Annotated in this window: 21 protein-coding genes; 10 read left to right on the forward strand and 11 right to left on the reverse strand. The window is 71.9% G+C overall.

The window, feature by feature from the left end:
* Positions 1-64 precede the first annotated feature (64 nt).
* Entirely contained in the window at positions 65-688 is a 624-nt protein-coding gene (locus AB0B14_RS07425) for a helix-turn-helix domain-containing protein (protein WP_357521822.1), read from the forward strand.
* A 237-nt stretch (positions 689-925) separates the two neighbouring features.
* On the opposite strand, the gene AB0B14_RS07430 is transcribed toward AB0B14_RS07425, so the two are convergent.
* From AB0B14_RS07430 to AB0B14_RS07445, 4 genes are all read right to left on the reverse strand, one after another.
* Positions 926-1,519, reverse strand: coding sequence for a DUF2267 domain-containing protein (locus tag AB0B14_RS07430; RefSeq protein WP_357076215.1), 594 nt, complete (start codon positions 1,517-1,519; stop codon positions 926-928).
* A gap of 116 nt (positions 1,520-1,635) precedes the next feature.
* Complete coding sequence (locus tag AB0B14_RS07435; RefSeq protein ID WP_357521824.1) at positions 1,636-3,090, reverse strand: hypothetical protein; 1,455 nt, start codon at positions 3,088-3,090, stop codon at positions 1,636-1,638.
* Complete coding sequence (locus AB0B14_RS07440; protein WP_357076209.1) at positions 3,087-3,908, reverse strand: sugar phosphate isomerase/epimerase family protein; 822 nt, start codon at positions 3,906-3,908, stop codon at positions 3,087-3,089. Before AB0B14_RS07440 ends, AB0B14_RS07435 begins: the two co-directional genes overlap by 4 nt.
* A 1-nt stretch (position 3,909) precedes the next feature.
* Positions 3,910-4,947 carry a zinc-binding dehydrogenase gene (locus tag AB0B14_RS07445; protein WP_357521826.1) on the reverse strand — a complete coding sequence of 346 codons (1,038 nt, stop codon included), beginning with the start codon at positions 4,945-4,947 and terminating at the stop codon, positions 3,910-3,912.
* Positions 4,948-5,062: 115 nt separating this feature from the next.
* Here AB0B14_RS07445 and AB0B14_RS07450 point away from each other — a divergent pair, with 115 nt between their 5' ends.
* The 4 genes from AB0B14_RS07450 to AB0B14_RS07465 are packed head-to-tail and all read left to right on the forward strand — an operon-like array spanning position 5,063 to position 8,940.
* Entirely contained in the window at positions 5,063-6,457 is a 1,395-nt protein-coding gene (locus AB0B14_RS07450) for an extracellular solute-binding protein (RefSeq protein WP_357521828.1), read from the forward strand.
* Positions 6,454-7,413, forward strand: a complete 960-nt coding sequence (locus AB0B14_RS07455; RefSeq protein ID WP_357076200.1) for a sugar ABC transporter permease — start codon at positions 6,454-6,456, stop codon at positions 7,411-7,413. The genes AB0B14_RS07450 and AB0B14_RS07455 overlap by 4 nt, the downstream gene beginning before the upstream one ends.
* A complete protein-coding gene (locus tag AB0B14_RS07460) occupies positions 7,413-8,279 on the forward strand; it encodes a carbohydrate ABC transporter permease (protein WP_357521830.1) in 867 nt (288 codons plus the stop codon). The genes AB0B14_RS07455 and AB0B14_RS07460 overlap by 1 nt, the downstream gene beginning before the upstream one ends.
* A gap of 55 nt (positions 8,280-8,334) precedes the next feature.
* On the forward strand, positions 8,335-8,940 hold the full coding sequence (locus AB0B14_RS07465; RefSeq protein WP_357521832.1) for a class I SAM-dependent methyltransferase: 606 nt from the start codon (positions 8,335-8,337) through the stop codon (positions 8,938-8,940).
* Between the two features lie 29 nt (positions 8,941-8,969).
* Here AB0B14_RS07465 and eccB read toward each other — a convergent pair whose 3' ends face one another.
* Positions 8,970-10,346: a type VII secretion protein EccB gene (eccB, locus tag AB0B14_RS07470; RefSeq protein WP_357521834.1), complete on the reverse strand. Its 1,377-nt coding sequence runs from the start codon at positions 10,344-10,346 to the stop codon at positions 8,970-8,972.
* A 126-nt stretch (positions 10,347-10,472) separates the two neighbouring features.
* Between eccB and AB0B14_RS07475 the strand changes: the two genes are divergently transcribed.
* Positions 10,473-11,192 (forward strand): spermidine synthase, encoded by a 720-nt coding sequence (locus AB0B14_RS07475; protein ID WP_357076188.1) that lies wholly within the window; start codon positions 10,473-10,475, stop codon positions 11,190-11,192.
* Positions 11,193-11,379: 187 nt separating this feature from the next.
* A complete protein-coding gene (locus tag AB0B14_RS07480) occupies positions 11,380-11,553 on the forward strand; it encodes a hypothetical protein (protein ID WP_357076185.1) in 174 nt (57 codons plus the stop codon).
* A 12-nt stretch (positions 11,554-11,565) separates the two neighbouring features.
* Here the strand turns inward: AB0B14_RS07480 and AB0B14_RS07485 are convergent, their stop codons facing one another.
* Positions 11,566-13,368 (reverse strand): acyl-CoA dehydrogenase, encoded by a 1,803-nt coding sequence (locus tag AB0B14_RS07485; RefSeq protein ID WP_357521836.1) that lies wholly within the window; start codon positions 13,366-13,368, stop codon positions 11,566-11,568.
* A 153-nt stretch (positions 13,369-13,521) separates the two neighbouring features.
* Here AB0B14_RS07485 and AB0B14_RS07490 point away from each other — a divergent pair, with 153 nt between their 5' ends.
* Positions 13,522-13,944, forward strand: a complete 423-nt coding sequence (locus AB0B14_RS07490) for an MmcQ/YjbR family DNA-binding protein (protein ID WP_357076179.1) — start codon at positions 13,522-13,524, stop codon at positions 13,942-13,944.
* 81 nt (positions 13,945-14,025) lie between these two features.
* Entirely contained in the window at positions 14,026-14,721 is a 696-nt protein-coding gene (locus tag AB0B14_RS07495; protein WP_357521838.1) for an alpha/beta hydrolase, read from the forward strand.
* A 427-nt stretch (positions 14,722-15,148) separates the two neighbouring features.
* Here the strand turns inward: AB0B14_RS07495 and AB0B14_RS07500 are convergent, their stop codons facing one another.
* The 3 genes from AB0B14_RS07500 to AB0B14_RS07510 form a co-directional block, all read right to left on the reverse strand.
* Positions 15,149-16,429, reverse strand: a complete 1,281-nt coding sequence (locus AB0B14_RS07500) for an MFS transporter (protein ID WP_357521840.1) — start codon at positions 16,427-16,429, stop codon at positions 15,149-15,151.
* A gap of 44 nt (positions 16,430-16,473) precedes the next feature.
* Positions 16,474-17,091 carry a helix-turn-helix domain-containing protein gene (locus AB0B14_RS07505; RefSeq protein WP_357076170.1) on the reverse strand — a complete coding sequence of 206 codons (618 nt, stop codon included), beginning with the start codon at positions 17,089-17,091 and terminating at the stop codon, positions 16,474-16,476.
* Positions 17,092-17,155: 64 nt separating this feature from the next.
* Positions 17,156-18,781, reverse strand: coding sequence for an LLM class flavin-dependent oxidoreductase (locus AB0B14_RS07510; protein WP_357521842.1), 1,626 nt, complete (start codon positions 18,779-18,781; stop codon positions 17,156-17,158).
* 114 nt (positions 18,782-18,895) lie between these two features.
* Between AB0B14_RS07510 and AB0B14_RS07515 the strand changes: the two genes are divergently transcribed.
* On the forward strand, positions 18,896-19,477 hold the full coding sequence (locus AB0B14_RS07515) for a MarR family winged helix-turn-helix transcriptional regulator (RefSeq protein ID WP_357521843.1): 582 nt from the start codon (positions 18,896-18,898) through the stop codon (positions 19,475-19,477).
* 105 nt (positions 19,478-19,582) lie between these two features.
* On the opposite strand, the gene AB0B14_RS07520 is transcribed toward AB0B14_RS07515, so the two are convergent.
* Both AB0B14_RS07520 and AB0B14_RS07525 read right to left on the reverse strand, forming a co-directional pair.
* Positions 19,583-21,082 (reverse strand): phosphoesterase, encoded by a 1,500-nt coding sequence (locus AB0B14_RS07520; protein WP_357521845.1) that lies wholly within the window; start codon positions 21,080-21,082, stop codon positions 19,583-19,585.
* A gap of 186 nt (positions 21,083-21,268) precedes the next feature.
* Positions 21,269-23,266: a Xaa-Pro dipeptidyl-peptidase gene (locus AB0B14_RS07525; protein ID WP_357521847.1), complete on the reverse strand. Its 1,998-nt coding sequence runs from the start codon at positions 23,264-23,266 to the stop codon at positions 21,269-21,271.
* Positions 23,267-23,336 lie beyond the last annotated feature (70 nt).

The following is a 23,336-nucleotide window of genomic DNA, read 5'->3' on the forward strand; positions in this document are numbered from 1 at the left end:
CCACCCCGAACTTGTTAGTCACCACCAATCTGGTAGCGACTCTCACTGAGGTAGTGTCTATCACGTGCCCGACCAACGCTCAACACTGCGAGCCCAACGACGAGCCGACACCCAGCGCACGATCCAGGCGCAGGCGATCCGGCTGTTCAGCGAGCGTGGTTACGACGCCACGACCGTGCAGGACGTCGCCGAGGCCGCCGGGGTGTCCCCGATGACCCTGTACCGGCACTTCCCCACCAAAGAGGACCTGGTCCTCTTCGACCAGCACGGCCAACTCTTCGCCGAGCGGATCGCCGCGGCGCCCGCCGCGCAGCCTCTGGTCCGGCGCATCGGCGACGCGCTCATCGAATCGGCAGCGACACTCACCGGTGGCAGCCAGCGGGAGTTCCTGCTCGCCCGCCTCCGCCTGATGATCTCGACGCCGGCCCTGCGGGCCAAACACCTGGACAACCAGTACGCCCTGCAGCAGGCCATCGTCGCCGCCGTCCGGGACGACGCCACCGACACCGACCCCGACGTGGCGTTCCACGTCCAGGCGGCGGCGAGTGCCTGCCTCGCCGCCATGCACACGGCGGTGATGCGCTGGGCCGAGGACGACGGACGAAGCGAGCTGCCCGAGCTGATCGCGAAAGCGTTTACCGCCGCCTTCGGCGACGACACCGTCAACGCCCACCCCGGGGCGCGATGACCGTGTCCCGGACGACCGGTGGCTTCCCCATCCGGTCCAACCCGGGCCCGACCCGCCATGATCGACTCGGGTTACAGGAACCCGGGGTGTCCCGGTCGCCGCGACACCGCGACTTCAAGAAACACGGGTGGATCTCGCCGCGCCGCGCCGCGCCGCGCAGCGCCCGCACCGGGCCGGGCCGCAGCGGCCGGTTCGCACCAGGCCAGGTCGGACCGGGCCGGAGGGCACCGTCTCGGGTCAGGGCCGGTACGCGACTCCGCCTTCGCCGTCGCGTGGCAGTCGTGCCACCAGCTGTCGGAACTCCCGTACGGTCATCGCCGAGCGCAACGTGCCGAAGACGGCGCCGGTTCCTGCTCGGGCGGTCTCCGGATCCACTCCGGCGCGCTCTTCCACCCGGCGCAGGAACTCCGCCGGACCGGCGCCCGCTGGCGCAGGAGCCGCAGCGGCGCCGCCCACATCCAGGCCCACCCCGGTATCCAGCCCGTCCTCGCCACCATCCGGGCCGACCACTCCGGCGGGCTCCAGAGCCGAGCTGGCCGGGTCCAGGACGGAACCGACCGCCCCGGCCACCTCCGGGGCCGGACCAACAAGGTCCGGAGCCGGACCAGCCAGGTCCGAGACCGGACCACCCAAGTCCGGGGCCGGACCGGCCAGGTAGCCGTCTACCTCGTTCGGGAGGTGCCCGACGAGGTCGTCGGGCGCGCCGCCGGTCACCCGCTCGGCCAACGTCTGGAGTACGGCGCGGGCGAGTGCGGCGGCCTGCTCGGTCGGCAGGCCGGACCGGCGGGACACCGCGTCGATGAAGTACGGGAACCCGTCGCGGTCGGTCACGTCCGGGCGGTTACCCCCGCCCGGCCGCGACAAACTGCGCCACCAGTGCGGCAGGTTGTCGCCAGTTGAGGTGCGGGACCGGGCACGCCACCACCTGGTACGCGTCGAGGGCGGGCTCAGTCGGCCAGCAGGTCGAGCAGCAGCGCGGCGGTCCAGCTGAACGCCGGCGAGCCCAGCCCGGCGCCGGTGTCCGGGTGGAAGTACTCGTGGCAGCCGGCCCCGCCGACCAGGTCGATCATGGAGTGGCGCAGCCCGGCGGCCAACTCCGGGTGCCCGTGCGCGAGCAGCCCTCGGTGGACCAGCCAGCCGATGTTCAGCCAACTCGGCCCACGCCAGTAGCGCAGGGGCTCGAAGTCGGGTGCGGTGCGGTCGTAGGTGGGTAACGGCCGGTCCATCCGGCGGGCCACGCCGAAGCGCGCCGACCGGGCCTCGGCGACAAGCGCGTCGGCCTGCGGCGCGGGCAGGTCGGGCAGGATCAGCGGCGCCAGCCCCAGCACGGTACGGGCGCTGATGAGCCGGTCGGTGCGCAGGTCACGGGGCTGGAACGTCCCGGTGCCGGGGTCGTGGAGCCGTCGTAGCAGCGCCTCGGTGATCTGGGCCGCGCGAGCCCGGTGCGGCCCCGGGTCGGCGTCGACAAGCACGGCGATCTCGGCGAGGGCGTGTTCGGCGGACCCGAACGCCGCGTTGAACAGCGGGCACTCCACCAGGAAGGGGTGGTGGTCGGCCAGCGAGCGGTCGGCGTAGTCGTGGTCCCGGTAGGCCGCGACGATCGCCAGGTAGCGCGCGTAGTCCAGGTCCGTGGGGCGGTGCGCGGCGTCGGCGTGCGCGGTGTCGTGCCGACGGTACGCGCGCATGACGGCCGCCTCCGCCGGCACCGCGGCCATCGGCTCGTCCCAGGCCGGGCTGTTGTCCAACCCGGACTCCCACGGGTGCACGATGCAGACCAGTCCGTCACCTGCCACGTCGCGTCGAGTAGCCAGGTAGTGCTGCTGGGCGACCAGCGCGGGATAGAGCCGACGCAGTGCGGCCAGGCCGGCCGGGTCGGGCGCCCGCCGGTACGCCAGCAACGCGGCGAGCGCGTGCACCGGTGGCTGGACCAGGCCGGAAGTGTCCACGGCGGGTGCGCCCTCGACGCTGGCCGAGCGCCACAGCTCCGGGCCGGGGAAGTACGCGCCGACCCGCATCGCCGGGTTGAACACGATGTGCGGCACCCGTCCGTCGGCCCACTGCGCCCGGAAGAGGCTCGCCAGCTCCTGCCAGGCCCGCTCGGGCCGGATCTGGGCCAGCCCGATCGCGATGAACGCGGAGTCCCAACTCCACTGGTGCGGGTAGAGGGTGCGCGAGGGCACGGTGTGGTCGTGTTCCCAGTTGGCGTCGAGGGTGTCGACGGCGAGCCGACGCAGCCCGGCCGCGTCGGTCGGCCCGCCGGTGCGGGCCGGGCCGCCGACACCAGCCGGGCCGGCGGCGGCGCGGGTCGGGTCGGCGCGGGTCGGGTGGACCTCGGCGTCGACGCGCGTCCGGTCGCCTTCGACGGTCCCGTCGACGCGCGTCGGATTCGCACCGGCGGTCATGCGGCGGCCCGCCGGGGCAGCGCGTGTCGCAGGACCGCGGCGGCCTGTTGCAGGGCCCGGACCGGGTCGCCGCGCAGCCGGCACTCCAGGGCCAACCAGCCCCGGTAGTCCAGCTCCAGCAGGGTACGCACCAGCGCCGGCCAGTCCAGGTGCCCGGCGCCGGGCTGGAACCTGTTCGAGTCGCTGACCTGCACATGCCCGAGGTACGGCGCGGCGGCACGCAGGGCGCGGTGCATGTCGTCCTCCTCGATGTTCATGTGGAAGGTGTCCGCGACCACCCGCACCGACGGCAGCCCGAGCGCGGCGCAGAGCGCGACCGCCTCGTCGAGACGGTTGACCATGTGATCCTCGTACCGGTTGAGGGGTTCGAGGAAGAGGCTGACCCCCTCGGCCCTGGCGTGCTCGCCCAGCTCGCCCAGGGCGTCGAGGAGGACCTGCCGGTCGCCGGCCGGCGGACGCGGCGGCTCGAACGGTGGTAGCCGCCGGGAGAACATCCCCCAGGCCGCCGGGGTCATCACCCCGACGCCGCCCAGCTCGGCGATCACCGAGAGCTGCGAGCGCAGGTTACCGACGGCGTCGCCGGAGCGGGCGGGGTCGAAGTCGCCGATGAAGTGGTCCATCTCGACGCAGACGGTGGGCATCACCACCCCGGCGGCGCGGGCTCGGCGCAGCTCGGGCAGGCGGCGGGCGAACGCCAGCTCGCCGCGCCCGCGTAGCTCGATGCCCTGGTAGCCGAGGGCGGTCGCGAGGGCGTACTTCTGGATCAGGTCGGTGCCCGGCAGGAGTTGTTCCTGGCAGGCCAGCGCGATGGTGGTCATCTCAGAACCTCAACACCACTTGGAGGACGTCACCGGCGCCGCGGTCGAGCAGCGCGAGGGCGTCGGCGACGGCGCTGGCGTCGACGATGTGGCTGACCAGCGGCATCGGGTCGAGGCTGTGCTCAGCCACCAGATCCATGAAGGTCTGCGCGACCCGGTCACCGGTCCACCGGCCGGCCATGCTCGGCGCGGGGGTGGGACCGGAGACCTGGGCGGCCACCAACTGGATGCGGTTGTGGTGGAACTCCTCGCCGAGGCCGAGCGCGTCGGCCTGGCCCTGGTAGAAGCCGGCGGCCACGACCCGGCCGGCGTGTGCGGTGGACCGGATCGCCTCGTGCAGCGCCGGGTACGTGCCGGACAGCTCCAGGCAGACGTCCGCGCCCCGGCCGGCGGTGAGGTGCCGCAGCACGGTGGCGGCGGACTCGACGCCGACGTCCACGGTGGATCGGGCGCCGTAGCGGGCGGCGTGCGCCAGCCGGTCGGGCATCTGGTCGACGGCGACCACCCGCGCTCCGGAGAGGACGGCGAGTCGGGTGGCGAGCAACCCGATGACGCCCTGCCCGAAGACGCCGACCCAGTCGCCGAGGTGCAGGTCACCGGCGAGCACGGCGGTCAGCGCGATGGCGCCGGGTCGGGCGAAGACCGCGGCGAGCGGGTCCAGCCCGGCGGGGAGCGGACGGACCGCGTCGGCGGCGAGCACCGCCTCGGCCCGGTGCCCCCAGATGCCCCAGACGAGCTGCCCGGGGTGTCGGTCGGTGACCTCCGGGGCCACCTCGACGATCTCGCCGACCTCTTCGTAGCCGAAGCCGATCAGCGGATAGGGCACCGGGGTCTGTCGGGGGACGAACATCCGGGCGGCGTCGTCCCAGTCCTTGCTGAGCCGGGGATTGCTGCCCCGGTAGAGGGTCAGCTCGGTGCCGGCGGAGATGCCCGAGTAGCAGGTGCGGACCCGGACCTGGCCGGGGCCGAGCGGATCTGGCGGGCAGGGCTCGAGGCTGATCCGTCGAGGCCCGGCGAGAGAGACAACCCAGTTGCCCATGCGTCACATCCCGGTAGCACTGGGCTCCATGATAGCAAAAAATCGCAATATGTCTTGTTATTGATCTATCGAAGGTGTTGAATCCGTCATGTACCCTTCGAGAGGAGTGCCACCGATGTCAGCACCTCCGAGGCGGATACTCGCCACCACCCTGATCATGGCACTGACTGCGTCCTCCCTGCTGGCCTGCGGCGACGACGAACCGGACAGCAACAGCAAAAAGATCACCGTCTGGAGCCTGGAAGACGTCGCCGACCGGGTCACCGCCACCAAGGCGATCATCGCCGACTTCACCGCGAAGACCGGGATCCAGGTCGACCTCGTGACCGTCAACGAGGACCAGTTCCCCTCCCTGATCGCCGCCAACGCCGCCGCCGGAGACCTGCCCGACGTGGTCGGCTCGGTCTCCCTGGCCGGCATCCGTACGCTCGCCGGCAACGAGCTGCTGCACGCCTCGGCGAACGCGGAGGTCGTCGACAAGCTGGGCAAGCAGACGTTCTCCCCCCGAGCGCTGGAGCTGACCTCCGACGACGGCAAACAACTCTCCGTGCCCAGCGACGGGTGGGGGCAGCTACTCGTCTACCGCAAGGACCTGTTCGCCGCCGCCGGCCTGCCCGCCCCCGACACGTACGAGCGGATCACCGACGCCGCGGCGAGACTCAACACCGGCGGCGTCGCCGGGATCACCGCGGCGACCTCGTCCAGCGACGTGTTCACCCAGCAGACCTTCGAGCACCTGGCACTGGCCAACGGCTGCCAGCTCACCGACGACTCCGGAAAGGTCACCCTCGACTCACCCCAGTGCGTCGAGGCGTTCCGCTTCTACGGCGACCTGATCCGCACCAGCTCGGTGAAGGGCGCACAGGACGTGGACACCACCCGGGCCACCTACTTCGCGGGCAAGGCGGCCATGGTCATCTGGTCGCCGTTCATCCTCGACGAGCTGGCCGGGCTGCGCAACGACGCCAAGCCGACCTGCCCGCAGTGCCAGTCCGACCCGGCGTTCCTCGCGAAGAACAGCGGTTTCGTCACCGCGATCAAGGGCCCGAACGGCACCGAACCGGCGCAGTACGGCGAGATCAGCTCGTGGGCCGTGCTCGACGGCGCGGTGGCCGACCCGGCGAAGTCCTTCGTGGAGTACATGCTCGGCGACGGCTACCCGCGCTGGTTCGGCATGTCCCCCGAGGGCCGCTTCCCGGTGCGCAAGGGCACCCCGGCCGAGCCCGAGGCGTACCTGACGGCCTGGAACACCAGCCAGGCCGGTGTGGACGCGAAGAAGCCCCTCGCGGACGTGTTCGGCGACGAGGTGCTCGCCAACCTGCGCCGCAGCCCGGACACCTTCCAGCGCTGGGGGCTCACCCAGGGGCAGGGCAAGCTGGTCGGCGCCATGCTCGGTGAGCTACCGGTGCCCAAGGCGTTGAGTGACGTCTACTCCGGCAAGTCCGACGCCGCGGCCGCCGCCGGCCGCGCCAAGAAGGACGTCGAGGCCATCAAGGCAGGCGTCAATTGACCACCACCGCGCCGGAGACCGGCCGCTCCCCCACCCGGGACCGGCCGGGACGGCCCGGCCGCCGTCGCCCACTGACCCTGCGCCGCCGCGAGTCCCGGGCCGGGCTCGCGCTCGTCGCACCGACCCTGCTCGTCACCATCGCGGTCATCGGCATCCCGATCGTGTGGACCGTGGTGCTCGCCTTCCAGCGGGTCCGGCTCGCCACGTTGCGCAAGACCGGCCTGTTCGGCGACTTCACGATGGACAACATCGACCGGGTGCTGCACACCCCCGGCTTCGCCGAGACACTGTGGGTCACGCTGATCTACAGCATCGGCGGCACGGTCGGGTCGATCCTGCTCGGTCTGGTGGCCGCCCTGGTGGTCCGCCGACCGTTCCGGGGCCGCACGCTGGTGCGGGCGTCCATGCTGCTGCCATACGTGGCGCCGGTGGTCGCGGTGACGTTCGTGTGGCAGGTGATGCTCGACCCGCAGCTCGGCATCGTCAACGCGTGGGGCCAGCGCCTGCTCGGCTGGGACGCCCCGGTGCCGTTCCTGTCCCAGGAGTCGACCGCGCTGACCACGGTGATCGTCTTCGAGGCGTGGCGGTACTTCCCGTTCGCGTTCCTGTTCCTACTGGCCCGGCTCCAGGCGGTGCCCGGTGAGTTGGAGGAGGCCGCCCGGGTCGACGGCGCCACACCCACCCAACGCTTCCGGCACATCCTGCTGCCGCAACTGCTGCCGGTGATCGCCCTGCTGGGCGTGCTGCGCTTCATCATGACGTTCAACAAGTTCGACGACGTCTACCTGCTCACCGGTGGTGCCGCCGGCACCGAGGTGGTCAGCGTGCGGGTGTACGAGTTCCTCACCGCCCGCACCGACATCGGCGCGGCCTCCGCGCAGGCGGTCGTGCTGGCCCTGGTGCTCATCGTGTTCGTGGTGATCTATCTGCGCTTCTTCGGACGGAGGGTGGGCTGATGGACCGGGACGTGGTCGAGACGGTGAGCCTGCGTTGGCTGCGCCGCCTGGTGATCGCCGTGTTCCTGGTGGTCACCGTCTTCCCCTTCTACTACATGCTGGTGCTCTCGGTGCGCCCCATCGAGCAGCTGCTGCTCGACCCGGGTGCGCTGCTCGTCGGCTTCGGCGAGCTGACGGTGGCCACGTACGCCGAGGTCCTCAAGGCCACCGACGACGGCGGCCAGGGGTTCCTGACCTTCATCCGCAACAGCGGACTGGTCGCGGTCACGGCGACCGCGCTCACCCTGGTGGTGGCGATCCCCGGCGCGTACGCGGTGGCCCGGCTGCGGTTCTTCGGCCGGCGGCAGGTCGACTTCCTGTTCCTGGCGGTCTACCTGTTTCCGTCGATCGTCATCGCGATTCCGCTGTTCGTGGTGTTCAGCCTCGCCGAGCTGCGCGGCTCGCTGTTCGGTCTGGTGCTGGTCTACATCTCGCAGACGCTGCCGGTGTCGGTCTACATGCTGAGGAACTACTTCGAGACCATTCCGGTCAGTCTGGAGGAGTCCGCCGCCATCGACGGCGCCGGTCGGCTCGGCATCATCCGCCGCGTCAGCCTGCCCCTCGCCATGCCGTCGATCATGGCGGTCGCGCTCTACGACTTCATGATCGCCTGGAACGAGTTCCTCTTCGCCCTGCTGTTCCTGGTCGACAAACCCAACAGGTGGACGGTGTCGCTGGGGTTGTCCCTGCTCGCCGACGGGGTGGAGGTGCCCAAGACGGTACTGATGGCCGGGTCGGTGGTGCTCACCCTGCCCATCGTGATCCTCTTCTTCGCCAGCGAGCGGCTGCTCACCGAGGGGCTGACCAGCGGCGCGGAGAAGGGATGACCGTCTCCCCCCGGGTCCCCCGCCGCACCCCCACCGGCCCGGTTACGGTGGCCACATGGCCAACCCGACCCGCTGGGCGACCGACACCGGCCCCGAGCACTCGCAGTGGTATATCGACCGGTTTCGGAAACTCGCGGCCGAGGGCGCGGACCTGGCCGGCGAGGCCCGCCTGGTGGACACTCTGGTCGCGCCCGTCTCACGGATCCTCGACGCCGGCAGCGGCACCGGCCGCGTCGGTGCCGCGCTGGCCGAGCGGGGGCACACGGTGGTCGGGGTGGACGCCGACCCCGCGCTGGTGGATGCCGCCCGCGCCGACTATCCCGGCCCGACGTGGCTGGTCGCCGACCTCGCCGAGCTGGATCTACCGGCGTTGGGTGAGGCCGAACCGTTCGACGCGGCGGTGTTGGCCGGCAACGTGCTCGCCTTCGTCGCCGTCGGCACCGAACCGGACGTGCTGCGCCGCGTGGCGGCGCACCTGCGACCCGACGGCGTGCTGACCGTGGGCTTCGGCACCGAGCGCGGCTACCCGCTGACCGCGTTCGACGCCGACGCGGTGGCCGCCGGGCTGCGCGTGGAGCAGCGCTTCGCCACCTGGGATCTGCGCCCGTGGCGCGACGACGCGGCGTTCGCGGTGACGATCCTGCGCCGCCCGGCGGACTGACACCGGCCGGCCGATCGGCCGGGTCACCCTCAGTCTCCGGCGGCGACGGCCCGTGCGGCGGCCGGGTCCAGGGTCGCCCCGGCGGGCACCAGGCTGACCAGCCCGGCCGGCAGCCGCAACGGGCGCACATTGCGGTAGCCGAGCATCGGGAGCACCTCCCGGTCCGCCAACACGTACCGTCGGCCCAGATCGGTGACCACGGACACCGCGCCGCCGGACGCGCCGGGCGCGGCGGCGGCCTCGACCACCGCGCCGCGACCCGGCTCGACCACCACGTGGTCGGCCAGCACCGCGTCGCCGCCGGGCGCGGTGCGTGGCGTGGCCGCCAGGTCCCGCAGCGGTACGCCCCAGCGCACCTCGGCAACCCCACCGTCGTCGGCGACGCGGGCGCAGAGGGCACCGTCGTCGCCGGCCGCGAGCCGGGGCGGGGTCGGCGGTGGGGCGGTGACGCCGCTCGGGGCGAGGTCGGGCACCGTGGGCAGCGCGGCGAAACGGCCCAACGTCATCGACACCGGCTCGCCCTGCCCGGTGCGAGCCAGCAACAGCCCGGCCTGCAACTCGGTGATGCCGGCCAGGCCGGCGTCGACGGCCACCGCGTACTGCCGGCCGCCACCGGAGTTGCTCACCAGGTAGACAGTGCCGACCGTGGCGCCCGCCACCCGGGTCGCGGGCTGCCCCAGGCCGGGAAGGTCGAGCGGGGCGAGGTCGGCGCCGGTGGGCAGTGAGTTGAGCAGGGCGGGCGCCACCGCCACCGCCTGCGCGCGGGTGGTGGCGAGCGCCGCGAGCACCCTGCTGGGATCGCGCACGAGGTAGCGCCGCTGGTGCCAGACCAGGTGCAGCCCGCCGTCGGGGTGCCGCAGCAGCAACGCCTCGTCGCCCAGCAGTCGGCCGCCGTCGGGCTCGGTGCCGATCAGCAGCGCGGAGCGGGGTGCCTCGCCGGCCGGGGCCGTCGAGCAGACGGTCCACGCCGCCGTGGCCAGCCGACCGGGGGCGGGCAGCGAATCGGGCGCGTCGGCGATGCCCAGCGGCAGCCCGCGCGGCACACCGTCGATGGTGCGTCGGGAGACCAGCACGGTCTTCGACTGGTCCGCGCCGACGATCAGCAGCGCCGAGGCGTAGTTGAGCACCGGGTGCAGCCGCTGCTCGCGATAGACGAACCGGGCACCGGACTCCTTCTCCACGATCACCGCACCCGGGTCGCGCCAGCCGTTGCCGCCGCCGGCGAACAGGCCGTAGAGCGCGAAGCCGCCGAGCGCGATCGCCGCGACCAGGACGCTGGCCAGGCCGGCGCCGGCCAGCCGCCGAAACGGTGACTGCGCCGGGTCGGTCTCCCGCATGACCAGGGCGGCGACCGCCCGCTGCACGCTGAACTGGTAGGAGTGCAGCTGGTCCTGCCGCGACGGCATGAGAGTCCCTCCGGTGGATCGGCCGGGCACAGAATATGCGTTGCGTCGATGTCGCGTGGACCCTGCGTGGCCGGCCCGGGGCAACCGGTACCATCCGGGGACGAATCCGGCGGCGAGAGGGCACCCGTGGGCGCGCGTTTCGAAGAGCTGGCCTGGCGGGAGACCCCAATCGGCGCGATCAGCCTGCGCCGACGCCGGGACCCGGCCCTCCAGGTCGAGGTGTACGAGGTCAAGCTCGACGACGAGTACCTGATGTCCAGCCTGTTCCCGGTCGCGGAGATCGAGTTGGCGCGGCTCGGCCTCGCCGAGGTGACCGGTGACTCGCTCGACGTGGTGGTCGGCGGTCTCGGGCTGGGCTACACCGCCTGCGCGGCGCTGGGCGACCCCCGGGTGCGCTCGCTGCTGGTGGTGGAGGCGATCGAGGACGTGATTGACTGGCACCGCCGGGGCCTGCTGCCGTTCGCGGCGGGGCTCGCCGAGGACCCACGGACCCGGTTCGTGCAGGCCGACTTCTTCGCGGCGGTGGCCGGTACGACCGGCTTCGACGCCGAGGTGCCCGGCCGGCGGTTCGACGCCGTGCTGCTCGACGTCGACCACTCCCCGCGCAACGTCCTGCACCCCAGCCACGCGGCGTTCTACCCGCCGGCCGGGTTGCGCCGGCTGGCCGCCCTGCTGCGTCCCGAGGGGGTGTTCGCGCTCTGGTCGGACGACCCGCCGGACACCGAGTTCACCGCGGCGCTCGCCGAGGTCTTCGTGGACGTACGGGCACACGTCGTGCCGTTCGCCAACCCGCTCACCGGCGGTGAGTCCGCCAACACGGTCTACGTGGCGCGTACCAGGGGCTGAGCCCGCCGGGCCTTGGTCGACTCGGTTTCCTGTAAATCGGGCCGACCCCGCGTCCCGGATACCCCGCTATCAAGGAACCGAGTCGATCAGAGGCGCTTCTCACCTCGGGCGGGCATGGTGGCGGCCGGATCGGGAAGGTGACCTTCGTGCCCGCCGCACCAGGCGCGGCCGGTTACCGGAGGTGGACATGCGTGCACTGCTCTGGGTCGTCGGCGTGGTCGCCGGCGTGCTGATCCTGCTCGGGCTGATCCTCGAGGCCGTCCGCTGGCTGATCATCATCGGTCTGATCGCGCTGGTGATCGTGATCATCCTCGGCGTGGTCAAGGGGCGGCAGGCGATGCGGCACCAGGGCCGACGATGACGGCCAGCCCGGTCAGAACCAGTCCGGGCGCATGTCGAGGGTCGTCCGGTCCCGGCTGTCCAGCAGGTCGAACTGCGGGCCGGTACGGGGCAACTCGACCCTGAAGAAGTAGCGTGCGGCCTGCCGCTTGCCCGCGTGGAACGTGTCGCCCTCCTCTTCCGGCGGCAGCGTCAGCACCTGCTCCAGCCACATCCACGCGATCACCACGTGCCCGACCGCCTCCAGGTACGTGCTGGCGTTGGCCAGTGCCAGCACCGGATCGCCGTCGGCCCAGAGTCGACCGGTGACCTCGGTGATGCGGTCCACCGCACCCGCCAGCCGGTCCGCCAGATCGGCCGCCTCACCGCCGGCCTTTCGGCCCCGCTCGACGGTGTCGCCGACCGTCGCGGTCAACACGGTGAGACCGGCACCGCCCCGCATGGTCATCTTGCGGCCCAGCAGATCCAACGCCTGGATGCCGTGGGTGCCCTCGTGGATCGGGTTGAGCCGGTTGTCCCGGTAGTGCTGCTCCACGTCGTGATCGCGGGTGTAGCCGGCACCCCCGAGCACCTGGATCGCCAGGTCGTTGGCGGCCAGGCACCACTGCGACGGCCAACTCTTGGTGATCGGCGTGAGCACGTCCAGCAGGAGATGCGCGCGCTCGCGGTCGGCGTCGGCGTCGGCGGTCTGCTGCTCGTCGAGCAACCGGGCGCAGTAGAGCACCAGCGCCAGTGCCCCCTCCACGTAGCTCTTCTGGGCCAGCAGCATCCGACGTACGTCGGGGTGGTCGATGATCGGCACCTGCGCCGCGGCCGGGTCCTTCGCGCCGACCGGCCGGCCCTGCGGCCTCTCCTTGGCGTACGCCAGGCTCTTGAGGTAGCCGGTGTAACCCAGCGCGGTGGCGCCGGCCCCGACCCCGATCCGGGCCTCGTTCATCATGTGGAACATCTGCGCCAGGCCCTGGTGCGGCGGGCCGACCAGGTGGCCGACCGCACCGGCGCGGCCGCCCGGGGTGTGCGCGCCGTCGCCGAAGCTGAGCAGGGTGTTGGTGGTGCCCCGGAAACCCATCTTGTGGTTGAGCCCGGCCAGCACCACGTCGTTGCGGTCGCCGAGTGAACCGTCCGCACCGACCAGCACCTTGGGCACGATGAACAGCGAGATGCCCTTCACCCCGGGCGGCCCGCCGGGGATCCGCGCCAGTACCAGGTGGACGATGTTCTCGGCCAGCTCGTGGTCGCCGCCGGAGATCCACATCTTGGTGCCGAAGAGCCGGTACGTACCGTCCGCCTGCGCCTCGGCGCGGGTGGTGATGTCGGCCAGTGAGCTGCCGGCGTGCGGCTCAGACAGGCACATGGTGCCGAAGAACCGGCCCTCCAGCATGGGCCGGACGTAGGTGTCCACCTGCTCGGCGCTGCCGTGCGCCAGCAACAGGTTGGCGTTGCCCAGCGTGAGGAACGGGTACGCCGAGGTGGCCACGTTCGCGGCCTGGAACCAGGCGAAGCAGGCCGCCGCGACGGCGTGCGGCAGTTGCAGGCCGCCGACCGAGGCGTCCAGGCCGGCGCTGAGCAGGCCCGTTTCGGCGAAGCTGTCCAGCGCCGCGCGGACCTGCGGGATGAGCCGCACCCGCTGCCCGTCGAAGGTGGGCTCGGCGAGGTCGGCGGCCCGGTTGTGCGGGGCGAACTGCTCGGTGGCCACCCGCTCGGCGAGGTCCAGGGCGTCGTCGAAGGTCTCCCGGGAGTGCTCGGCGTAGCGGGGTCGCTCGACGAGTTGACCCACCTTCAGCCAGTCGTGCAACAGGAAGTCGAGGTCGCGGCGGGAGAGCAGGATGGACGGCACGGCACTCCTCAACGGGCACGGGGGTGGGGTGGGCCTGGACGACGGCCCAGGATCACCACGCCCATCCTCGCGGATCGACGGGGCGCGCACCACCGGGCGGGGAGGCCGTCGACGAGCGGAACTTGTCACACCACCCGACTACCGTCGCTGCCCGTGACCGAACCCGGAGACGTCCCGCCCGAGATCCTCGACCGGCTGCGGCCGATCTGCCTCGGGCTGCCGGAGACCTACGAGGAGCCCGCGTGGGTGGGCATCCGCTGGCGGATCCGCAAGCGGACCTTCGCCCACGTGCACACCGTCGACCCCGACCGCCAGGTGACGCACGGCCGGGCCGCCGCGCCCGCCCGTCCCACCTGCCGGCTGGTCTTCCGGTCGCCACTCGACGAGATCGCCGGGCTCCTCGCCAGCGGACATCCCTTCTACAAGCCGGACTGGGGCCCGAACGTGCTGGGCGTGCTCCTGGACCGGGACACCGACTGGGACGAGGTGGGCGAGCTGCTCACCGAGAGCTACTGCGTGCAGGCCCCGAAACGGCTCGCCGCCCTGGTCGGTCCCCCGGCACCGCCGACCGGCTGAGCACTGGCGGTGCCCGTCCGAGACCAGGTGTCGCAGTGGCTAACCGCCGGGCTGTCACAGGGCGGCGCTAGGGTGCCGGCCATGGCTGATTTCGTGTTGGTGGCAGGGGCGTGGCTGGGTTCGTGGGTCTGGGACGAGGTGGTCCCGTCACTGCGTGCGGCCGGGCACGACACCTACCCGCTGACTCTCTCCGGCCTCGCCGACAAGCAGGGTGTGGCCGCCGGCCAGCAGACCCACGTGCAGGACATCGTCGCCGAGGTCGAGCGCCGCGACCTGCGCGACGTGGTGCTGGTCGGGCACAGCTACTCGGGCATCCCGGTGGGTCAGGCCGCCGAGCGGATCGGTGACCGGCTGACCAGGGTGGTCTTCGTCGACTCGGAGGTGCCGGTCGACGGCGCGTCGTTCATGTCCGAGTGGTGGCAGGGGCCGGCGGCACTGGAGTCGGTGATCACTGCCAATGGCGGCTACTGGCCGCCGCTCGGTGCGGCCGACTTCGACGGTCAGGGGCTCACCGACGAGCAGGTGGCCCGTCTGATCGACGGCTCCACGCCGCACCCGGGTGCCACGCTGAGCGAGCCGGCCGTGCTGACCCGGCCGTTGGGCGAGCTCCCGGCGACGTACATCAAGTGCCTGCTCGACGGGCCCGAGCCCAACGACACCGTGGCCAAGCTGCTGACCAGCGACCACTGGCGACTTGTCACGATGGCCACCGGTCACTGGCCGATGATCTCCCAGCCCACCGAGCTGGCCGGCCTGCTGCTGGCGGAGACCAGCTGACCGGCGCGACACCGGCCCGGCCTCCACCGGAAACGGTCGCTGGTGGCCGCACTGCCAAGCCTCGTCGCCGACGAGCGGTCGTCGACGCAGCTCACGTGCCACGACGGCAGCCCACGCCGCACACCGACCGACCACGGCCCGCGGCGCACAGCGACCACGGCTATCCGGGACACCGACCGCAGCCCGCGGGTCCAGCACCGATATCGGCGCGATGCCTGTGAGTCATCATGATGACTCACAGGCATCGCTCGTCCGGGTGGTGCCTTCTCCGGCACCGCCTCCGATCGCGCTGGCGGGCCGATCCCCAACCGGGTCGATGCGGTGACCAGCGCCCCGGGCAACAGCGGCCCAAGGTCCGGGCAGCCGCGGGTCCGAGCAACGGCGGCCCAGCGTCCGGGCAACGGCCGGGCGAGCCAGCCCAGGTCGATCATGCCGTCTGGTCGTCCAGGGTCCTGATGTGGCGAATCGGTGACGCGAGCAACCACAGCACGGCGAGCACGCCACCCAGGCCGGCGATGACCAGGGTGGGTCGCAGCCCGATGGTGGTGCCCAACGCGCCACCGACCAGCGCGCCGAGCGGGCGGATACCGTAGTTGACCGCGCTGTACGCGCCGGCACGGCGTCCTCGCGCGTCGTCGGGTGTCACCGCGGTGAGCAGGGCGTTCAGGTTGACGTCCATCAGCATCACCCCGACGCTGGAGACCAGCTCGATGGCCGCCAGCGCGGCCACCTTCGTCCAGGTGGGGCCGGACACCAGCGCGGTCAATGCCAGCGGCGCGGGAAAGAGCACCGCGCCGATCATGGCGGTACGGCCCAGGCCGATGGCGCGTGAGATCCGTGGTGCGAGCGCCGCGCCCGCGAGCCCCCCGACTGCCCCGAATCCGAGGGCGACGCCGATCGCGCCGGCCGACAGGTCGAGTTCGCGGCTGGCGTAGAGCACCAGCAACGCGCCGGAGATGAAGGTGAAGAAGTTGACGGTGCTGGTGCAGCCGAGTGCGGCACGCAGCACCGGATGCCGCAGCACCAGCACGAGCCCTTCGCGGACCAGGCCGAGGGTGGACGTCCGACGTGGCGGCGGAGGCACCTCGGTCACCGGGATGCGGCTGAGCAGCAGCGCGGAGCCGAGGAAGGACACCGCGTCGACGACGATCGCGGCCGGGGCGCTCAGCGCCTGGACCAGTCCACCGCCGACGGCCGGACCGGCGATGAACGACAGCGACCGGCTCATGCTCAGCTTGCTGTTCGCGTCGACGTACGCCGATCGCGGCACCAGGGCCACGAAGAACGCCTGACGTGCCATCGCGAACAGCACCGCACCGAAGCCGGTGAGCAGTGCCACCAGGTAGAGCTGGCTGAGGGTGACCGCGCCGAACAGATAGGCCAGCGGCAGGCTGAGCAGCACCGCGCCCCGAAGCAGGTCCGCGATGATCAGGAGACGCCGCTTGTGGGTGCGCTGGTCCACCCACGCGCCCAGGAACAGGCCCAGCAGGTTGGGCAGCCAGATCAACGCGGTGAGGACGCTGACCTGCACGGGGGTCGCGGCGAGCAGGGTGACGGCGATCAGTGGCAGGGCCAGTTCGCTGATCCGATCACCGAAGTCGGAAATCGTCTGCCCGAACCAGAAGGTGCGGAACCGCCGGTCGCGAAGCAGAGCCGGCGGGGGCACGGCGCCGGTGGCGCGCACGGCCTCGGCGCCGGTGGCGCGCACGGCCTCAGCGCCGGGTGCAGTCGCGGTGTCGGTGCCGGCGGTGTTCACGACGCGGCCGGGGCGTCGCCGGACGCGGCCGAGGCGTCGTCGCCGGCCTCGGGCAGGAGGTAGCGCAGCATCCGGACGATCCGCGCGCCGTCCGGAGACGCCTCCTCCTTGCGCCGCACGTACGGGGCGATCAGCTCTTCGATCGACTCCTCGAGCTGCCGCAGCTCGTCGGCGGTGGCCACGAATCGGGTGTCGGCAATGCCGGCCAGAGCGCGCCACTCGGGGTCCAACCGGGGCTCCTCGTGCAGCAGCCACTGCTGGGGCGCGTCGGCGTTCCGGGCGAACATCTCGCCGCGCAGCTGGTGGCTGGCGGACTGCCCTTCGACGCTGTCGGTAGGGGTGAAACGGAAGCCCCGGGCAGTCGCCTGCCACCAGCGTTCCCGCTTGCTGGTGGCGCCATCCCAGTCGGTGACCAGACCGAACGTCGCGAGGTGCCGTAGGTGCCAGCTGACCACCGACGGCGTGGCGCCGACGTGCGGTGAGAGCCCGGTCGCCGTGGCGGGGCCGTGTCGCTGAAGGTGTTCGAGGATCGCCAGCCGCACCGGATGGGCCAGTGCCCGCAACGCCTGCGGTTCGGTGATCTCGAAATCCCCGTACGGATTCTTGAGAGACATGTTTCGAAAGTAGTCTCTCAGATTAGGTGCGGCAACCCCTGCCACGGCGCGGGGGCCGAAACGATCAGGCGATGCCCAACCGTGCCAACGGCTCGACCAGCTCACGCTCCTCGTAGCTCAGGTGCGACAGCAGGGCGTCGGTCAGCAGATCCACCGCCGCCCGCAGCTCGGCGAGACCGTCCGGAGACCCGACGTACGCGACCAGGGCCTGGTCCACGCCCTCCAGCACGTCGTGGATGACGTGATGCTCCTGCTCCAGCCGGTCGACGACCGGGCTGAGTCGGGGGTCACGCGCCCGCAGCCGGGGGAAGAGCGACTGGTCCTCGATGGTGTGGTGGGTGGTGACGATGCGACAGTACGACTCGCAGTAGACGCCGAGCGTCCACCGGTTCTGCCGCATGGTCATCGTGTTGATGTGGGACCGGGCCGCACCGGCGTCGATCTCACCGGTGGCCACCTGTTCGATCAGGTCGTGGATCTGGGCCAGCTCGGCACGCAGGCCGTCGTGGACCTGCACCAGGTGCGCGCCGGTGGCCTGCTCGTGCGGGGTGTACGTGCGCTCCGGGTCGGGCGTCGGCCCGGTCGGCCGGGTCGACTCGTCCCAGGCCTGCTGGTCGCTACGCCGCACGCCGTCATCAGGGGTCGGCACCACGGCGAACGCTCCCCCGGCCACGGTCGCCCGACTCGGTCGCACCGCCGACTCCGGCGCACGTTCCGGCGCACGCCCCGACTCCGACGCACGCGACGACTCAGATGCGCGCGACGACTCCGGCGCACCTCCCGACTCCGGCGCCGCACCGCGATCGCGCTCGGCCGCGACCAGTTCACGAACCGCCGGAGCCACCTCGCCGGCGAACCGGCGCAGGTCGTCGGGATCGTCGCTGCCGAGGATGAAGGTGCTGACACCCTCCCCCAGCGCCAGCTCGGTCAGTTCCCGCGCCCACTGCTCGGCGGGCCCGTTCAGTGTTCCGCGCCCGACGGCCGAGAACTGCCCCGAGATGTTGAGCAGCCGGCGCACGTCCTGCGGTGACCGGCCGGCCTCCCGCGCGGCGTCGTCGATCGTCGCGTTGCCCCTGGCCAGGTCGCCCGGCTGGAGATAGCCCAGCGACGGCAGCCAGCCGTCGGCGCGGCGACCGGTGAGCTGGAGCATCCGGGGCTTGTACGCGCCCAACCAGATCGGCACCGCGTGTGCCGGCGCCGGCCCACGCTTGGCGCCTCGCACCCGGTAGAACTCGCCGTCGACACGGACGCCGCCACGCGTCTCGGCGTCCCAGACCTGGCGGATGATCTCGATGGCCTCCTCCAACGCGCGTACGCCCTGGCCGGGGGTCAGGCGTCGGCCGCCCATCGCCTCGATGGCGTCCCAGAACGCTCCCGCGCCGAGGCCGAGACCGACCCGGCCGCCGCTGAGCAGGTCCAGGCTGGCCACGCTGCGGGCGAGCACCGCCGGTGGGCGCAGGGGCAGGTTTGTCACGTTCGCCGCCACGTGCACGCGGCTGGTCCGGGCCGCGACGAAGCTCAGCAGGGTCCAGGTGTCGAGGAACGCGGGCTGGTACGGGTGGTCCTGGAAGGTGACCAGGTCCAGCCCGACCTGCTCGGTCAGGACGGCGAGGTCGACCGTGCGGGCCGGGTTGTCACCGCTGGGGGTGACGAACGATCCGAAGACCAGGTCGTGGCCGTAGTCGCTCATCTGTGCGCCTCCCGATTCACCCGACGCCTCGAACGATGCGTCGTGACCATAACCTTATGTCAGACAGAACATCTTCCGCCAACAAGGTCTTCGTCACTGCGCTATTGTCGGGGGATGACGGGTGCCCCCCACCGGCCGGACCGGCCCGATCCGCTCGACGACGACCTGGGCTGGATGCTCGGGATCGTCTTCCGTGGCTACGTCCGGGCGGCCGAGCACGCGCTCAGCGACTTCCCCGGCGGCCCCCGCGGCTACCAGGTGCTCACCGCGGCGAGCACCGGTCCGGCGCGAAACCAGGGTGCGATCGCGGAGGAGCTCGGCATCGACCGCACCGTCCTCACGTACCTGATCGACGACCTGGAACGGCCCGGGTTCGTCGCCCGTCGGGCGGACCCGGCCGACCGGCGCAACCGGCTGGTCGACGTCACCGACGTCGGCCGCGCCGCCTGGGAGCAACGGCGCGTGGCGCTGCGGCACGTCGAGTCGCACCTGCTGGGGGCACTCACGCCGACCGAGTCGGAGACGCTGCGCGCACTGCTGCAGCGGGTCGCCTGCTCGGCCCAGGCGATGGACCCGCTGCGTGACCTCTGCGAGGTGGTGTCGCAGGTGCAACCCGAGCCGACCCAGACCGCGACCAAGGCCGGGGGCGGCGGCCGGGCCGCCACGCCCCGAGGCCGTCGCCGCGGCGCCGACTGACCCGGCGGACCGCCGCCGGGCGGAAACGCGACGCGGGTCCGGCCGGCTCCCCGACGTGGTACGTCGAGCGCAGCCGGCCGGACCCGCGGTGCCCGGAGCGTGGGATCAGCGCACGTGCACGAACACCGGGTTCGAGTAGAACCACAGGTCGTCCCACGGGCTCTCCAGCCCGTCGGCGAGCGGCTCGGCCTCGTCGGTGCTGGTGCCCCGCACCCGCGCGTAGGTGTCGGCCTCGACGTTGCGCAGCGTGTGCCGGATGACGTACTCCTCGCCCTGACGCCGCCAGTCCCGCGGGCCGAAACGGGCCACCACCTTGGTGGTGGGGTTGGTGTCGGCGTCCAGGCTGGCGCTCGGGCCGGTGATCTGGCCGACGATCAGGTCGACCCGACGGACCTCGGGACGGTCCCCGTTCGCGTTCACGCCGCCCAACGGACGGAACCTGACCTCGATCTCGACATCGGTGCGGCTACGACGGCTGACCGTGATGGTCTCGCCCACCTCGGCGGTCCGGCCCTGGGACGTGGCGGTGACGTCGAGGGTGCGGATCAGGTCGCCGGTGGTGACCCAGATCCGGCCGTTGCGCAGACCGTCCATGATGTCGCCGTAGTCCTGACGGGCGTGCACGTACGTCTTGCTGTACTCGCCCGGCCAGAAGTCGGAGCCGCCGCGGGTCCAGTGCACGTGCGAGTCGGACGTCGCGGTGATCCACCAGCGCCGCCCCTCACCGAGCAGCGAGTCCCACAGTCCGCCGACCCGAGCGGTCATCTGGTCGAAGCCGCCGTAGGTGGGGTGGTTGCCGTACCCACCTCGCTTGCCACCGTTGAGCGGGCCGGCCTGGTGGCCGGGTGCGCCCTCGAAGCCGATGTAGACGTCCGGTGCGGCGTTGTTGCCGTTGCGGAACTCACGCGGGGTGTCCTGGCCGTACACGCCGAGCCCGGGCGCCGAGCGGGACGCGTGGTGGGCGATCACCAGCGGCTTGTGCGGCATGCCCCGGGCGACCTTGAGGAACTCCACCATCTTGGCCTCGGTGTCGCGGGCCGGGTCGGTGGGGAACGCGTCGTACTTGGCGAACCGGCTCTCCAACTCGAAGAGCTGCTTCGCCTCGTCGTCGTGGCGCGGGATCATCAGCGTGTGGTGGTCCAGCGAGGGCGCGTCGAACTCCATCCCCCAGAACTGCAGCACCTCGGGGACCAGCTTGCGCGACCGCAGCAGGTCGGGGTAGGCCTGCTCGATGTTCACCTTGGAGTGCGTCGGTCCACCGTGGTCGGTGCACATGGCCCAGGTCAGGCCGAAGTTCTTCGCCATGATGGCGTTGGTGACGATCGGGTAGACCGCGTCGGCGCCCTTGTGGAAGACGATCGGGCTCTTGGTGGTGTCGAACTCGCCGCTGTACTCGGAGTGGACGTGGTGGTCACCGGCGCGCCACACCCGGTTCCTGGAGTTGCCCCGGTCGGCGCCCGGCCGACGGTCCTCGTCTGCCCACGCCGCGCTGGCACCGACCAGCGGGCTGGCCGCCGCCAGCGTCGCGCCGACGCCCGCGTACTTGACCAGCTTGCGCCGGGACAACTGCGTGTGCTCGGTCTCTTCGGGTTGCTTGTCTCGCACCTGCGGGCCTCTCCTCGATCAAGCGAATGCTCTTTCGATCAAGGAGCCTTGAAGAACGTCGTGAACATCCGTCGTACGGAGAGCGGGTCCACGATGAACACCCAGGCCTGACCTGCCAAAAGACCTGTTGATGATAGCAGCGGGTCACCGCTCGACCGCAGTTCGTGCCCGATCCCGCCGGGCCGGTCAGGGCACCTGCCGGGTGTCGTGGGGCGCCCGGGCGGCCGACGGGTCGACCGGCGCAGTGACCACCGGCGGTGCGACATCGATGGGGGGCAGCTTGGCGCGACCGGTGACCGGAAGAGTCAGCGCGCTGCGGCCGAGGTCGACACGAACGGTGGCGTCGCGGTCGGTGGTTTCGGTGAACTGCGGGTCACTCTGGCCGAACACCAGGCCGAGCACGTGCCCGGCGGGCACCACCGCGTCGTACGCGTTGAGCGGGATGGTCACCGTGTACCAGCGGTCCAGCCGCAGCGGCGTGGTGAACCGCAGCGAACGGTGGTGCGCGGCATCGAGCCACCCCCGGGCCAACACAGCGTGGTCGGAGACCTCGGTGACCTCCTCGGTGTCCCGGTAACAGGCGTCGTCGATATCTGTGGAGGCACCCCAGCAGGACTCGGTGTCCAGCGTCCGCAGACCCCCCGCACCGGCGAGCATCATCCGCTCGGCGGTGCCATAGTCGACAAGCCGGGCGGTCAGCTGGGTGGTCGGCCGGTCCACCCGGACCCGCAGCCGCACCGACGGGCTGCCGGAGATCCGCAGCGCGGTCGTCAGCACGCCGGACAGGAAGACCAACCGCCCGGCGGTCGCGGTGCTCGGCGCGGCGACCAACTCGTCCTCGAACAGCGACTCGTCGACGTACGCCCGCTCCTGACCCGGCCGCGCGCCGCGCCCGCCGAGGGTGCCGGTCACGCCGTCGCCGACGCCGAGGGCCACCCGCACGTCCCGGGTTCCGGGGGCGGGCCAGTCGCGCTGCGTCGTCCACCGGCCCGGCGCGGTCTCCAGGTCGACCCGCGGCTCGTCCATCACCCCGTTGCGCAGCCCCTGCAACCAGTAGTCGAACCAGCGGTGCAGGGCGGCCACCCACTCGGCGCGTCGAACGTCGAACGGGTCCTGGTGGCCGGTCTGGTGGAGCCAGAGTTTGCGGGGCACACCCTGCTCGGCCAACTCCTGCCACCAGCGGGCGAACTGGTTGGTCGTGACGTTCAGGTCGTTGAGGCCGTGCGCCACGAAGACGCTGGCCCGGACCCGGCCGGCCGAGGGCCGGTAGTCGCGCCGCGCCCAGAACCCGTTGTAGTCACCGGTCTCCTCGGCGCTGTCCGCGCGCAGCCGCGCCAGCATCTGCGCGCAGGCCTCGTCGGGGCGGCCGTTGACGGCCGAGTGCAGGTAGCCGGGGTAGTCGGTGGCGACAAGTGACCCCTGGTAGCGCATGTAGTCGTACCAGCTGGAGATCGCCGAGATCGGCACGATGGTGGCCAGCCCCGGCACGCCGGTGGCGGCGACGCCGTTGGCGACCGAACCGTCCCACGATTTGCCGATCATGCCGACCTGCCCGGTGCTCCAGGTGGCGCTGACCGGCCGCCCTGCGGCGTCGTACGCGCGAGCCCGCCCGTTGAGCCAGTCGATCACCGCCGTGGCGCTGCCCACCTCGGCCGGGCCGCCGACGTCCTCGCAGCCGGTCGACCGGGCGGTGCCGGCCAGGTCCACGGCGGCGAAAGCGTACCCGCGTGGGACGAAGTAGTTGTCGTAGAAGAGCGGGACCTTGGCGATCACGCCAGCCGCGTCGTACGTCTTGGTCTCGCCCTCGTTGCCCCGACCACAGCAGAGGTAGTAGGGCGAGGCGTCCATGATGACCGGCACCCGCACCCCGGCGGCGGCGGCCTCCCGGGGCCGGACGAGGTCCACCGCCACCCGGTCGGGCACCCCGTCGCCGTCACTGTCGGCGCGGGTCTGGACCCAGACGCTCTCCCGGATCGCGTCGGCGTAGGAGTAGGCGGGAACGGTCTGGTCGCCCACCACGTGCGGCGGACGGGGGCGGGGCTGGGCTCCCGCCTCGGCCGCCGTCGGGGCGGCTACCCGGGGAGACGCGACCACCGGGGTCACGGGTAGTGCCGCCACCAGCAGGCCGGCCAGGAGCGCGGCGACCCGTGCGCGGGTGCCGACGGACAACGGCGTGAACCTCATCGATGTCCTCTCGGAGAGCGACACACGCATCACATTTCGTCGAATCGATGTTCGTCTAGCCTAGTGCCCA

The organism is Micromonospora sp. NPDC049171, from assembly GCF_040648275.1.
Lineage (GTDB): Bacteria > Actinomycetota > Actinomycetes > Mycobacteriales > Micromonosporaceae > Micromonospora.